Origin of the sequence: uncultured Nitrosomonas sp. (assembly GCF_902826915.1) — a bacterium.
Taxonomy (GTDB): Bacteria; Pseudomonadota; Gammaproteobacteria; order Burkholderiales; family Nitrosomonadaceae; genus Nitrosomonas.
In genome coordinates this window covers 1-14,646 of record NZ_CADEGP010000067.1, presented here as the reverse complement: position 1 = coordinate 14,646, position 14,646 = coordinate 1, and the positions used below count along the sequence as shown (strand labels likewise).

Below are 14,646 nucleotides of genomic sequence, written 5' to 3'. Positions count from 1 at the left end.
CAGGCTACACCGCTTTCTCCTCACTTGTCATACACCAGAAATAATCATAGCTCCCAGATTGCGTCTTAAAGATAAGAAATAAGGGGAATAATGCAGGAAATAGCACAATTCAAGCCAGAATATGGCAAATTTTAACCCAATATCCCAAAACCGCTCGATTAGCCCTTGGTGTGCGGTGAATTAATCAGTGTTTCCCTATTACTATGGATTGATTTCAAACTGACTTGAGCTGTCAAGCTTCCATGCCAACAAGAACATCTCTAGGGGGATAAATACCGAAGGAATTAAATCAATGAACTTTCCATACTAAACAGTGCAACACTAAACTAAAATTCTAATATCGGAACAAAACAATAACTCAGAGGGCTTTCAATAGACTACAAGCATTTGATTACCACTTCGACCAGAAATAAATGGCAATTTTAACATTTCCGGCCGGTGGAATTATGATGTAGCAGAGCATTGCGACTTGCTATCAAGCGCTTGGATTATTCAGAAATAGCTATTATGCGAAAATAGCCGCTAACTTTGCCAGCAATCCATCAATCATGGGCTGAAACACGCCCAGAAAATTTGGCAGCTGCAATATACCGACAATCAGTATCAATAAACCGCCAGCAACTATCCCATATTTAAGACCTTTTGCAAAATTCGCCGATGCAGGCGCACGTGTATAGGTGTGATTAGAAAATGCCAAAAATATTTTGAGTATGCCCAGCAAAACACCCGCAGCGATACACCCTAAAAACAAATGTAGCGCACAAAAAATTCTTTTAATTAAAGTTTCATCAGCAAACTCCAGGCTTGAGAAACGAAGACAAACAATAATTACAAACAGCAAAATGAGGGAGTTCCAAAAACCTCCAAATCTCATTCTAACTTCACTTTCCATACTCATATACCGCTCCCTTTAGAATAAATTTACACAACAATCTAATAAAAAAATCATAAAACCTTGATGCATTAATTTTGTACGCCCTATCCATGTTGAACACTTAGTATTGATATCAACACTCATGCCTTTTCACTTTATAGCTTAATGATTATAGCGAAATTAACCTGGAATGTAGCCACACGCGCAATAAATTTCTTATGCTTTGAATTATATGGAGAAATGAACCAGGAATGGCCAGTGGTCAAGATTAAGATTCTATGCGGCAGGTGACCCACATTAGAAGTAGCAAAAACCAAACCCGCAAAGATTAAGTCAAGGCCATCAAGAAAATAGAAAAGTCTATAGCCAGAAAGCAGAAATCAGCGGATCAAGGCTGATTTCGTAAGCAGATGGAAGTGTTGTTTGACCATGCCCTGGTGGCTCAAGGCCCGCCATTGCAGTTACCAGATTTTCAATTTGGCTATGCGACAATCTCAAACCTCCAGCAGTTTCAAACTGCTCGACATGAGTATTCGAACTTTGGTACCAATCCTTGATTACCAGCTTATCCTGGGAACCGATGATACTGACTTCAAGATTATTGCCAACGTGCTGAAACCAAATCTGTTCTGGATTGATATTTGGCAAAAATTTAACCTTATCCAAGGTACCAGCAGTGGAATCATTCTCGACGACGATATCCTTTCCATATTCGCGCCCGAAAAAGTAAGTATCATTGCCTGCTCCGCCAATCAACAGGTCTTTACCGACCCCGCCATCCAAAGAATCGTCGCCGGTATCGCCCAACAATGTATCCGCACCGCCATTCCCCGACAAAATATCATGCCCAGCTCGACCCCATATAATATTGGACATCGCACCCCCAATTATTTGATTGGCTACCGAGTTACCAATACCAAGAATCGCTGCAGCACCCGACAAGGTTAGATTCTCCAAGTTAGCACCGAGCGTATACGAAATTGATGACACGACCGTATCGCTGCCGTTATTAGCGTTTTCAACGACAACATCTCCAAAACTGTTCACCCGATAAGTATCATCACCTGCACCCCCGGCCATTATATCGATTCCACTCCCGCCATCGAGCCAGTCATTCCCTACATTACCATTTAATACATCGTTACCTGCCAAGCCATTAAGCGTGTCATCGCCATTGCCTCCATTGAGCGTATCTGCACCCGATGTGCCATTAACCGTTATGTCCGGACTACTGACATTGATATCGAAGGCATCTGAAACTGTCAGATTGCCGGTGTCTTTTGCTGTCACAATCACGCTGAATTTACCTGAGGTATTAGGTGTGCCACTGAACGCACGTGTTATCGCATCAAAATTGAGCCATAACGGCAAAGGATTTCCATCTGATAGGGATGCGCTGTAAGTAAGCGCATCGCCGTTCGGATCGATAAATGCGCTGGGATTCATCGTGTAGCTGAAGTTCTCGCCTGCGACAATCGCTTGGTCTGAGAGTGCAGTCTGCAAATTGGGAGCCTGATTATTTGCCAATTTGGCTTTCACTATTGCCAAATCCCAAACGCTACCATCCTCATTAAACCTGATCTCTTCGACTGAGAAAGGGGTCGCGCCATTATTTTCCAGGTAATTCTGGATAATGAGTATATCTCCGGTACCGATAATGGTTAGCACCAGGTTATCTCCGAAACGGCTGACGCGCACTTCATCAGGAATCACGCCATAATCAAATTGCACCGCATCAATCTTTCCGACAGTCGCGTCATAACTATTGATCGTATCCTGACCGAAACCTTTGCCAAACAAATAGGTGTCATTGCCGGCACCACCCATCATAGTGTCGTTTCCAATCCCGCCATTTAGAAAATCATCACCAGCGCCACCATCAAGCGTATCGCTCCCGCCCTCACCCCAGATCACATCATCTTCATTTTTGCCAATAATGTTATTGTCCATTTCCTGCATATTAAGGGTAGGCACAGGGCCAGCAAGCGCGATCAGTTCCGCCATTGTCAATACCGTTCCATCACCAAACTGAATACGCTCCAATCCCATACCAGGCAGATCGGTTGAATTTGGCAGCACGATTTCGACGCCACCGCCCATCCACGTTACAGTCAGCGTAGCATGCATGGTCTGGGTGTATAATACATCTTCAAGCTCAATTCGCCCTCGCACCCCCTCGACGACACGCTGCCCCCATGTAAAGACGATATCTTCCTGATTAATTCCTACCAGATGGAGCATATCCTGTGCTATCGGCTTCAATTTCTGAGCCAATCCAGCGTAAATGGTATTGCTAGAATAAGCCCACCAATGCGCTAGTTGCGTTCCTGTATCCCAAATCGTATCTACCCCTGATTCACCAATGAGCATGACATACATATCTTGACTAAACTTGCCATCCAGAAAATCAATCCCGTCACCACCGACCAACGTATCTTTGTAGTAACCGCCATACAGCGTATCATTTCCTATGTTCCCATAGGAAAATCCACCGATACGTGACTCAGTATCGGTAAAATACGCCACCTCGTTGTTGAGCCAAGGAATACCAGGCGCATAGAGAATATCATTCCCGCCACCACCATCGATTATCGATATCTCGTCCGAGAACCGACTGCTTCTGTAACCCTCAATTGTATTATCGCTGTCGCCGCCTTGAATATGCTCAATTTGCGTATTGATGGTCTCTGTGGTTTGCCAATAACGTTGAATCACATCGGGTGATGCTGAAATCTCGCTATTCGTTATGAAACCGACAATCACACCATTTTCGGATACGGGAATCATGTTGTTGATGTTTGTCACACCGACCGGAACCCCTTGTTTGTAAAATTCGTACCATTCAGAAAAGGGAATATATTGCTGCACTCCTGATGAAGGGACTGTTGGAGGCGTAGCAGGCAAAATATCAAAGACATCGACAGTGGAAAAAGAAGAATCACTGCCATAAGATTGGCGCTGAATTTGGGACGTGTCAGCAGAATTCTCGATCAATGTAAAACGTTGCACGACGATATTCGCTTCATGCACGGATACCAAATTAGCGCGATAGGTCGTTTCATCCACCCGCGTATACAAACCATAATGCGCTTCACTTGTATTGCTGAGCAGATCATTCGACCACTGAGTACGCGCTGCATCCAGAAAATCCGTTTGTAATTGCGCAATATCGATGGCGGGCTCAGGCCAGGCCAGCCAATCAGCGATTCCAACCACCACGTTATTCTCCGCATGGATCATCCAGGTATGCTGCGATACGTAATAATCTTTGATTGTTAATGTCGCTCCACCGCCACGCAATGCTAAAGTCAAATCATTTCCGGCACGCTCGTGGCGCAGATCAGCAAGTAATGTACCTTCCGTCAATATGACAATACTCGCGCCGGTCGGCGATTCCACCACCGTATCGCTACCCAGTAAAATCCAGCCAAAAAGATAGGTGTCATTGCCATCGCCACCCACCAACAGATCATTGCCAGCGTTGCCATCCAGAATATCATTACCTGCATAGCCTTCAATATGATCATCGGCCACTGTACCGATCAAGACGTCATCGCCCATCGTTCCACCAAAAATGTTCGCTGCGAGTGCGTTTATTTCGTTAGCATTCATCAGCGAATTATCATTAAAACGCAATGCCGCTACATTGGATCCCTGAGTAAACCAGTTGTGAAAAAGGATACTGTCTTGACTACCCTCAATTCGCATGAGCAGACTACCATCCGCCAATTTAAAGAAACGAAGATCACTGGCAATGATACCCGCGCCCAGCTGAACCTCATCACCCGCCGCTTCCTCGCTATTCGCTGAAGCAATACTATCAACGCCGTCTCCGCGATTAAACACATAAATATCAGCTCCACTGCCACCCGCATAGTGGTCAGCGCCAATACCGCCCTGCAAAGTATCATTGCCGGTTTGTCCGAATAGCGTATCATTACCTGCTCCACCAATTATCCGATCATCACCGGCGTCACCGAGAAGATAATCATCGCCGCCATGCCCTTTGAGGGTATTGTTATTGATGTTGCCCTGAATCAAATCAGCGCCTGCACCGCCATAAGCTTGAACAATTGAGCTACCCTCAAAGAATGACAGATCCAGAACCACTGCTTCGCGCAGATTCTCGCTCGCCCAGGTTTCCAAATCTATTGAACTGTTCCCATGATCAAATTGAAGTTGCGCGTTCATACCGTAAAGAGCGTCTTGCAGATCAAGTACTCCGCCATTTCCCAAGGTAATGCGCAATATGCTGCTATCTCCTACCCATGTTACATCCGATAGCTTATCCGAAGATTCAGCATCTGAATTGGCCATAAATTCTTGAGACTCACTACTTAGCTTAGTCATCGAACTTAGCAACATACCGCTGCTACCAGTTTCCGCCAGCAAAATGGTGTTATGTCCTACCAAATCGTTGATAAAATCACCTGCCTCGACATTGATATAAATATCATCACCCGCACCGCCATATAATTCGTCATTCCCTGCGCCGCCAATGAGTGTATCGTTACCGCCTCCGCCAAAAAGCTGATCTTCGCCTGTGCCTCCATCGAGAAAATCGTTACCCTGATACAGCAAAGTAACCCCACTGTCATCGCCAACCAGTATATCTCTGTCTGCGCCACCTGCCAGATAATCTGAGCCCCCTCCGCCAATCAGCAGGTCGTTACCGTTACCGCCACTTAAATAATCGTTACCATGCAAAGATGGATCTAAATTCGTATGATAATTATCGCCTATAACAGCATCATCCCCATCTTGTCCAAGGATGGTATCGTTGCCTGCATCACCAAAAATCAGATCACTATCGGCGCCCGCATCAATGGAATCGTTACCACCCCCCGCAAAAATCCAATCATTTCCAGCACCGCTGGAAATGACATCGTCATCACCAGTTACCATCGCAACTTCTGCAAGTGACACGCCGAAGTTATATTCCCGAGTATAGGTGGTAACATTATCTTTTTTGTCTGTTGTACGATTAACTTTCCAGTCGCGATCTACTGATTCGACATTTCTATCGCCCTCAATCGTATCGTTCCCACCCAAACCTATCAAAATATCTTTACCGGCACCGCCCATGAGAATGTCATTACCAGCATTACCAATGAGCGTATCATTGCCTACGCCGCCATCAAGCAGATCGCCCCTTTCCCCGCTTCCAGCCTGGACTTTGCTCAGCGCATAAGCAGCATCCAAAGTGTACTCGATCTCCGCAAAAAGCCTATCGTTGTTCAATTGCCCTCTAATAATGTCACTATCAGTGCCTCCCAGTATGATGTCGTCATCTTTACCTCCAGCGAGGATATCTTCTCCACTTCCGCCCTCGATACGGTCTTTACCATCCTTCCCATCAACTTCGTCATCACCGCCGAGACTTCGAATATGATCATTTTCGGCACTTCCATACAGCATATCTTCACGATCCGCTTGCTCTTCCCACCCACAACAACATTATCAAACTCGTCATAATCAATTGGTTTCTCCGGTTTCAGGTCGCCTAGGATGACACGATCCAATACCGGTGCTTCGGCAACTGCATTATCGCCAAGCGTTATGCCAAGCTTGCCATCGCTCCAATTTTTTATCCGTGCCCTGGCGCTGCCACTGGCGCCAACAAAACTTACCAACAAGTCATACATGCCGTTGTCTTGGGCAGCAAGCAAATAAACCAAGTCGTTCTTCTGGTCTGTCCATGTTTCACCGACTCTTATCCAATCTTTATTGTTGGTCACGCCGCTTCTGCCCTGCGCGATCACGGAACCGAATTGAACAATTCCAGCTCCATCCGTATCCAGCACGGTATCGACACCGTCACCAGGATTGATTATATAAGTATCTAAACCTGCGCCACCCTCCAGATAATCATTGCCTTCAAGACCTTTCAGCGTATCGTCCCCACCGCCGCCATAAAGGTGATCTTCAACAGCCGACGCCGCAGGATTATCCGCATCGTCGCCACCAAAAAAATAACGTGGTGTACTGCCTGATAACTCACCTTGTGAAATCTTATAACCCGTGGCTGCATCTTCATAGTAATCATTAATATTTTGATAGCTATGATTACCTGAACTGAACATGACTGTCGAATCCAGCGGGTTTTTGTCCTCAACATTGAACCAGTTCTTGCGTATCAACATCACCATGCGATCTACCAAATATGATGATGTCAGCGCACCCGAATCACTCTCCTGACTAAAACGATCAAGCGCTCCATTCGAATTGAAAACACCATAATCAATACTTGCCCCTTCAAGAATGAAAGGATTGAGCGCCACCAGTGCAAAGCGCGCTGCCAAACCCTGCTGACCATCGCTCTCAATCCTGGTAATAATAGCGCTGGCGGATAGGTCGGGCAGCAATGCTAACTGGGCCTTGCCCACAGAATCTTTAAATTGAACGCTGTTCTGTAATTCATAAAGGTTGGTATAAAATTTGTCGCGATTGCCTGTTTCCGTCTTCTGATTATCACCCAGCACCATGTTGCCATCCGCAGGATTTAGTAAAATGCTGCGGATGGCATCAAGTGCGGATTCAAGCGTTTTGCTGTTGGATGCCCCAGCCATATCCTTAGTCGAACCGAAGGCATCGATCAGTTTGCTTAGTTGTTCTTGATTCAGATTGGGCGCCAGTTCGGAATAGGCTGAATAAACGGCCAAAGCATCGGTTAACAGACTAATACTGTGATTATTGGTCGATGCTTCTGTTTGGATACTGACAGGCGAACCAAGTTGGTAGCCTAGACCTGCAATGATGGGAAAACCCTCGGAACCACGTATGTTCCAAATATTATCAGTTGCTATGCTGCTTATGCCAAGAACACCGCTCACCTCATCCGCCAAATTACCCAGCAAACCGCCTACGCCTGGTGCGTTGTAAAGATAGGCTTCAGTTACTTGCGCATAATTTTGTTTGACGGCAGCAGCCAGGTAGCCACCCAGACTATGGCCAGCAACGGTAAAACTCTGACCTTGCAGGACACTGGGGTCATTCAGCCAAGCATCTATCTGCAATTTGAGTGCAATAAATTGAGGATTGAGAATTGGAGGTATCGCTGAGGATAATACTCCATCAATGAGCAAATCACTTACCGCAAATTCTGTTCCACGTATTGCAAGATATTTAGCACCGCCTGCTTTTGCTTCAAAAACCGTGGCTGAAACTCCCGTGATTGGATCTGTATATTGATCTGCAATTTGCCATTTCTCGGTAAAGGCGGTGGCTTGAGACACAGACATGCTGACATCATTTTCAGTTAATTCAATCGTGCGTATTGTTCTTCCTGAGAACGTACCGTATGCCGCCTGCGATAACCCAGATTGTGAATAATATATACTGATATTATTCATTCGACGTTCTCCTCAGTGGATTTAATAAAAATTTCCCTAAAAAATATACTTTCATTTCCTTTTGATCTGACAGGGCAATGGTATGAAGAAGGCATCCAAGGGCCAGGCAAGTCGCCTCCTGTTCTGTGGTATTTCACAAATTCCCCCAATAATTTCATATCTGCTCTTCTGATAATCTTGATATGATCCTGTCTCATTGAAGCTTCCTGAGCCCCCTGTAAAACAGGATCACCCTTTTTGAAATAGTAAATATCCCATTGGTAGAGATATTCCGACCCAAGCGTATTCTCACCCTGAGTCGGACGGTAAAAGTTAATTTCTCCCCAGCTATCAAACTTATCCGGTGGTAGTTCTACCGTTTCATACACTCTGATACCCCCGTCGATCGCGCACAAGCGATCAACTTCCCTGTCCAGCCGAGCTTTCTCTGAAAAGAAAGTGGCATAAATGACCGATAAAACAAGCATAAGCAAAATGATTTTTTTCATACATAAAGCCTCTTTATATGTGATGCCAATTAATCCAACGCGGAGTCATATTTCATTTTTACTCAATATAAAAATGTTTCTTATGAACTACGTGCGCTGCAAATAAAATAGGTATCTCATTAAATGGTTCTAATAACTAATTCATTTCACGATAAAAAATATTTTTTGAAAGAAATCTCAGGACTCTCCATATAAAATATAGATTATTATTATGATGTTAATGGATAATTTAGATAGATTCCCCCCTTGCTTTACGACAGGAGGGCATTAATACTTTAATTTCTGAACCATGATCTAATTAGGCAAAAAGCGGGAGAAAATGCACTAAAAGGCTCAACCAAACACGCAATGATTTCTAACTGCTTATCATTGAAAAACAATCTGTAGAAATGATCTTAGAAAGTAAGGAAGCTTGACTACTTTTCGAGTCTGATAGCTCTTATTTCATCCAGCATGGCGCGATGATTCAGATAATCAATAGCAATGGGAAACGCGGTATGGTTGTGCACCAGCCGCAGGGAGGGGTAAGAATAAACATTTAGATTTCTTGCCTGTTGAATTTGATGCTGCAATTCATTTTCTATCGCTGCACTCTTCAAATCTTCGATAAAGGTTTGCTCGTCTAATCCAATCTCGTGGGCACACGCTTGCAAGGTTTCTAACAACGAGGGGTTTTTTGCTTGTTGATAATATGCAGTCTGTATAACACGTATCATTTCCGCTTCAGCATCCGCGCGTTGCTTTTTGGCTACCAGCACAGACCGGCAGGCCGGATAGGTTGAACGAATAGGTATGTTACGCGACCAGAAGTCCCAATTGAAGCGTACTCCAGGAACAGTTTGCCCAATACGTCGCCATGCCTGCTGCACTATTTTTTGCGTTGCGAGTGGCATCGGCTCGGTGGCATCCGGTGCTAGCCCGCCTGCGAGATAAACAATCTCTATGTCTGGCGGCAGATCCTGTTGCAATGCAGTCCAGCTTTGGCTGAATGCATAGCACCAGCTGCACATAGGATCATGAATATAGTAAAGGATAGTAGTCGATTTCAAAATAACATCACTTTAGAACAAATAGATTCAATTGACCGTGTATAACCATGTCGGTTTTTATAAATCACTTGTCGTTTTGCCCAAATATACTGAAACAGGAAAAACCGCCGGCAAATCAGGAAGGTTGACGCGGAATCAAGCGAGAGTTGATATGGCAAGTTTCTCAGGAACAACTTTCTAACGATTCAGGTTAGGAATTTTTGGCTAAATGAATACAATCGATCCAAGCTCTAGTCATTTTAATGATTGCGTGTAACCGCGAAGCTTGCTAATTGCAACAGGCACTTTTTATTTTCTGAATCTGGCAGAGAAGCTATTGCAGCCACTGCTGTTGCCACTTCATCTTCAGCGCATTTTTTTGTATATTCTAAAGCTGCTGTTTGGCGAATCACATTCAGGACGGGTTCAAAACCATCTTTTCCGCCATCTTCAATTGCCTTCCGAATGATATTAGCTTGCTCCTCTGTACCCATACGTATGGCATATATTAGCGGCAATGTAGGTTTCCCTTCAGTCAGATCGTCACCTAAATTTTTACCAATATCTTGATTATTGGCGGAATAATCAAGCATGTCATCGACAAGCTGAAACGCGGTTCCTAAATGCATACCATAAATTGACATCGCATTTTCTTCTTCGGGTGTGGCATTACCTAATATTGCGCCGAGTCGGCTTGCTGCTTCGAATAATTTAGCTGTTTTAAATCGAATTACTTGCAGATAATTTTCTTCGGAGACTTGTGGATCACGGCAATTGAGTAACTGTAAAACCTCACCCTCAGCAATTGTGTTAGTCGCATCGGCAAGCACTTGCATCACACGCATATTGTCGACTTCCACCATCATCTGGAACGCGCGAGAATAAAGAAAATCCCCTACTAAAACGCTGGCTGCATTGCCAAACAATGCATTGGCGGTTTCTCTATTGCGCCGCAACTCCGATTCATCCACCACATCATCGTGCAATAGCGTTGCGGTATGAATAAACTCAATAACGGCCGCCAGGTTATAATGGAATTTTCCAGAGTAACCAAAAGTGCCCGCGGATAATATGACTAAGGCAGGACGCAAACGCTTGCCACCACTGTTAATAATATACTCACTAACTTGACGAATCAGCAGGACATGGGAATGTAATTTATCCCGTATGACATTGTCGACTATGCTCATATCTTGAGCAATAAAACTTCTTATATGTTCGATTGACACAATATTACCTTGTAGAAAACGCTATGTTAGGAATGACGATACCCAAGTGTCAAGCAGAATGATTAATCGTTAGAAATTTTCCACCACAATCAAGGGTTATTTATGTATAATTCTCGGTTCTGTATAAGGGAAGTATGGAGTTAAAACATGTATGCGGTGATAAAAACCGGCGGTAAGCAATATAAAATTCAGGTAGGTGAGAAATTGAAAATAGAGCAGCTGAAAGTGGAAACTGGCAGTGAGCTTATTATCGATCAAGTATTGATGGTTGCCAAAGATGACAAAGTATCGGTGGGAACACCACTGGTTAGTGGTGCAACAGTCAGCGCAACTGTACTCGGGCAAGGACGTCACGATAAGATTCGCATTTTCAAGATGCGGCGTCGCAAACACTACCAAAGACATCAAGGTCACCGGCAGAATTACACTGAAATTGAAATTACGGGCATTTCAGCTTAAGGAGTTGATAAATGGCACATAAGAAAGCAGGCGGAAGCTCAAGAAATGGACGCGATTCACACTCAAAACGCCTTGGAGTCAAGCGCTATGGTGGTGAATTAATTTCAGCAGGGTCAATCATTATCAGACAACGCGGCACACAAGTTCATCCGGGAGTAAATGTAGGCATCGGTAAGGATCATACTTTATTTGCCAAAGTGACAGGAAAAGTAAGCTTCAGCATAAAAGGCGCATTTAAGCGCAAAACAGCAAGCGTGATACCTGCATAAAGAATAGAAATAGAATAACGTACTTACTCAAAAAGCCCTGTCAGATGTGATGGGGCTTTTTTATTTGCAGAATTACACCATTAGGAATATACAATCCGTTACTTATGAAATTTATTGATGAAGCGGTTATCGAGGTTTATGCGGGCAAAGGCGGTGATGGCGTCGCAAGCTTCCGGCGGGAGAAATACATCCCCAAAGGTGGGCCTGATGGCGGCGACGGCGGACGTGGCGGCAGTGTATTTGTGGTGGCGGATCGTAATATTAACACTCTAATTGATTATCGCTTTGCCCGCATCCACCGAGCCAAGAAAGGCCAGAATGGACAAGGCTCGGATCGCTATGGCAGAAGTGCCGAGGATATCGTGCTGCGCATGCCCGTAGGCACGGTAATCAAAAATATCAACACCGATGAAACCATCGCAGACCTGATTCATGATCAACAAAAAATTCTTTTGGCCAAAGGCGGATCTGGCGGAATTGGTAATCTGCACTTTAAATCCAGCACCAACCGTGCGCCACGGCAGTTCACCCATGGTGAACCAGGGCAGGAATTCGAGTTGAAACTAGAGCTCAAGGTTCTCGCTGATATAGGATTACTCGGCATGCCAAACGCTGGAAAATCCACGCTCATCCGCGCTGTCTCAGCCGCTCGTCCAAAAGTTGCAGATTACCCATTTACAACCTTACAACCGAATCTCGGTGTGGTTCGAGTCGATCATAATCGCAGCTTTGTCATGGCGGATATTCCTGGATTGATCGAAGGAGCTGCCGAAGGCGTTGGATTAGGTCATCGCTTTTTGAAACATCTGACTCGCACCCGGCTATTATTGCATGTGATCGACATGATGCCGCTCAATGTAGAAACCGATCCCGTTCATGAAGCTCAAGCACTTGTCAAGGAATTAGAGAAATATGACGAATCCTTATATCAAAAACCACGCTGGTTGGTATTGAATAAAACCGACATGATGCCAGAACAAGAACGCGACGAGCTATGCCGTCAATTTGTCGATAAATTGGAATGGAAAGAAAATTACTTTATTATTTCCGCATTAACAGGTGAAGGGTGCAAACATCTAACCTATGCCATCATGGAATATCTGGAACAGCATTTGCCACCACAACCTGACAGCTCTATTCCAGAAGACGAGTTACCGAATCAATGTTAAAACAAGCACGCCGCGTTGTCATCAAAGTAGGCAGCAGTCTGGTCACCAATGAGGGCAAGGGGCTCGACCATACCGCACTGGCCGGTTGGGCAGCACAAATTGCCACGTTAAAACAGATGGGTAAAGAAATCATTCTGGTTTCCTCAGGTGCGATTGCCGAAGGTATGCAACGACTAAACTGGGAAACCCGCCCTACCGCACTGTACGAATTGCAAGCTGCGGCTGCAGTAGGACAAATGGGATTGGCACAAGCTTATGCTTCAAATTTTTCACAATACAATTTGCAAACCGCCCAAGTACTTTTGACTCATGAAGACTTATCCAACCGGAAACGTTATCTTAATGCTCGTTCAACCTTGATGACATTGTTAAAACTTAACATCATTCCCATTATTAATGAAAATGATACCGTAGCAACTGATGAAATTCGTTTTGGCGACAACGATACACTAGCGGCACTGGTAACCAATCTAGTTGAAGCTGATACGCTGGTAATACTGACCGATCAGGCTGGTTTATATACGAGCGATCCACGCAGAAATTCAGATGCAAAACTATTAAATGAGGTCAATGCAGGTGATCCTACGTTGGAAAAAATGGCCGGTGGTGTCGGTAGCGGTATCAGCCGCGGCGGCATGCAAACCAAAGTAATCGCCGCCAAACGCGCGGCGCGCAGCGGTGCGAATACCATCGTCGCATCCGGTCACGAAAACAACGTGTTGGTACGACTGAACCAAGATGAAGCTATCGGTACGCGTTTCTTAGCCCGAGTGCCTGTATTGGCCGCACGCAAGCAATGGTTAGCTGATTACTTGCAAGTACGCGGTCACGTCATATTGGATCAAGGTGCTGTAAAAGCGCTTTGTGTTGATAGAAAAAGTTTATTACCCATCGGCGTCACTGCCGTAGATGGTGAATTTGAGCGTGGAGAAACTGTATCCTGTCTCGACGAAGAAGGCAAAGAAATAGCACGCGGCTTGATAAATTACAGCGCGGTAGAAACACAAAAAATTCTGAAGCAAGCCAGCAGTAAAATAGAAGCCATATTAGGATACGTAGATGAACCAGAGCTCATACATAGAAATAACCTGGTGCTACTTTAATTGAATCGCCCCCGATTTTCTGGAGACATGTTTTCTTGAATCAAGCTGCATCAGCTGACTCTTCCTGTTGGCGATGATACGCCTTTTCAAATTCTGCCGGTGGGACATATCCGATTGCGTCCAGCAGTCTTCGATTGTTGAACCAATCCACCCATTCCAATGTGGCAAATTCTACTTCTTCGATACTACGCCAAGGACCGCGATGCCGTATGACTTCGGTCTTGTACAAACCATTGATGGTTTCGGCTAGCGCGTTGTCATAAGAATCTCCGATGCTTCCGACAGAGGCGTCAATATTTGCCTGCGCCAAACGTTCCGTATAGCGAATCGATAAATACTGGCTGCCTCGATCACTGTGATGAATCAATCCTGCGGTTTCCCGCCGTGCCCATAGCGCCTGTTCCAATGCATCCAGTACCAGATCCGTTCGCAATGAACGACTCACTCGCCAGCCAACGATGTATCTTGCAAATACATCGGTAATAAAAGCCACATAAACAAAACCAATCCACGTCGCCACAAATGTGATGTCTGCCACCCACAATTGATTTGGCCGGGAAGCTACAAATTGCCGGTTAACCTTGTCCGTTGGCCGGTCAAGAAAATCGTCCGAAATGGTTTCCAACACTTTTTGCCGCGTCGAACACCTTGCATTCCAAGCTTCTTCATCAACCG

General features: G+C 44.9%; 9 protein-coding genes and 2 pseudogenes. 4 read left to right on the top strand and 7 right to left on the bottom strand.

Going from position 1 to position 14,646, the window contains the following annotated elements; all coding sequences use genetic code 11:
- Window positions 1-505: 505 nt before the first annotated feature.
- The 6 genes and pseudogenes from QZV86_RS11240 to ispB all read right to left on the bottom strand — a co-directional run bounded on the left by QZV86_RS11240 (window position 506) and on the right by ispB (window position 10,971).
- The gene (locus QZV86_RS11240) at window positions 506-898 is read right to left on the bottom strand and encodes a hypothetical protein (protein ID WP_295627976.1); all 393 of its coding nucleotides are present in this window, start codon (window positions 896-898) and stop codon (window positions 506-508) included.
- A gap of 336 nt (window positions 899-1,234) precedes the next feature.
- On the bottom strand, window positions 1,235-6,292 hold the full coding sequence (locus QZV86_RS11235; protein WP_295627972.1) for a calcium-binding protein: 5,058 nt from the start codon (window positions 6,290-6,292) through the stop codon (window positions 1,235-1,237).
- Window positions 6,293-6,723: 431 nt separating this feature from the next.
- Window positions 6,724-6,957, bottom strand: a pseudogene (locus QZV86_RS11230) (hypothetical protein); the annotation flags it as partial.
- A 1,265-nt stretch (window positions 6,958-8,222) separates the two neighbouring features.
- Window positions 8,223-8,714 (bottom strand): hypothetical protein, encoded by a 492-nt coding sequence (locus tag QZV86_RS11225; protein ID WP_295627969.1) that lies wholly within the window; start codon window positions 8,712-8,714, stop codon window positions 8,223-8,225.
- A 416-nt stretch (window positions 8,715-9,130) separates the two neighbouring features.
- Window positions 9,131-9,763 carry a DsbA family protein gene (locus QZV86_RS11220; RefSeq protein WP_295627966.1) on the bottom strand — a complete coding sequence of 211 codons (633 nt, stop codon included), beginning with the start codon at window positions 9,761-9,763 and terminating at the stop codon, window positions 9,131-9,133.
- Between the two features lie 239 nt (window positions 9,764-10,002).
- Window positions 10,003-10,971 carry an octaprenyl diphosphate synthase gene (gene ispB / locus QZV86_RS11215; RefSeq protein ID WP_295627963.1) on the bottom strand — a complete coding sequence of 323 codons (969 nt, stop codon included), beginning with the start codon at window positions 10,969-10,971 and terminating at the stop codon, window positions 10,003-10,005.
- Window positions 10,972-11,118: 147 nt separating this feature from the next.
- Between ispB and rplU the strand changes: the two genes are divergently transcribed.
- The 4 genes from rplU to proB all read left to right on the top strand — a co-directional run bounded on the left by rplU (window position 11,119) and on the right by proB (window position 13,971).
- Complete coding sequence (rplU, locus tag QZV86_RS11210) at window positions 11,119-11,430, top strand: 50S ribosomal protein L21 (RefSeq protein WP_292921503.1); 312 nt, start codon at window positions 11,119-11,121, stop codon at window positions 11,428-11,430.
- Between the two features lie 11 nt (window positions 11,431-11,441).
- The gene (rpmA, locus tag QZV86_RS11205) at window positions 11,442-11,699 is read left to right on the top strand and encodes a 50S ribosomal protein L27 (RefSeq protein WP_295627960.1); all 258 of its coding nucleotides are present in this window, start codon (window positions 11,442-11,444) and stop codon (window positions 11,697-11,699) included.
- Window positions 11,700-11,803: 104 nt separating this feature from the next.
- Window positions 11,804-12,868, top strand: coding sequence for an Obg family GTPase CgtA (cgtA, locus tag QZV86_RS11200; protein ID WP_295627957.1), 1,065 nt, complete (start codon window positions 11,804-11,806; stop codon window positions 12,866-12,868).
- Complete coding sequence (proB, locus tag QZV86_RS11195; protein WP_295627954.1) at window positions 12,862-13,971, top strand: glutamate 5-kinase; 1,110 nt, start codon at window positions 12,862-12,864, stop codon at window positions 13,969-13,971. The genes cgtA and proB overlap by 7 nt, the downstream gene beginning before the upstream one ends.
- A 40-nt stretch (window positions 13,972-14,011) precedes the next feature.
- Here the strand turns inward: proB and QZV86_RS11190 are convergent.
- Window positions 14,012-14,646 (bottom strand): annotated as a pseudogene (locus tag QZV86_RS11190) (IS3 family transposase); the annotation flags it as partial.

Coding starts and splice junctions, on each gene's coding strand:
- QZV86_RS11240 (WP_295627976.1), bottom strand. CDS start 898: ATGAGTATGGAAAGTGAAGTTAGAATGAGATTTGGAGGTTTTTGGAAC.
- QZV86_RS11235 (WP_295627972.1), bottom strand. CDS start 6,292: ATGCTGTATGGAAGTGCCGAAAATGATCATATTCGAAGTCTCGGCGGT.
- QZV86_RS11225 (WP_295627969.1), bottom strand. CDS start 8,714: ATGAAAAAAATCATTTTGCTTATGCTTGTTTTATCGGTCATTTATGCC.
- rplU (WP_292921503.1), top strand. CDS start 11,119: ATGTATGCGGTGATAAAAACCGGCGGTAAGCAATATAAAATTCAGGTA.
- rpmA (WP_295627960.1), top strand. CDS start 11,442: ATGGCACATAAGAAAGCAGGCGGAAGCTCAAGAAATGGACGCGATTCA.
- cgtA (WP_295627957.1), top strand. CDS start 11,804: ATGAAATTTATTGATGAAGCGGTTATCGAGGTTTATGCGGGCAAAGGC.
- proB (WP_295627954.1), top strand. CDS start 12,862: ATGTTAAAACAAGCACGCCGCGTTGTCATCAAAGTAGGCAGCAGTCTG.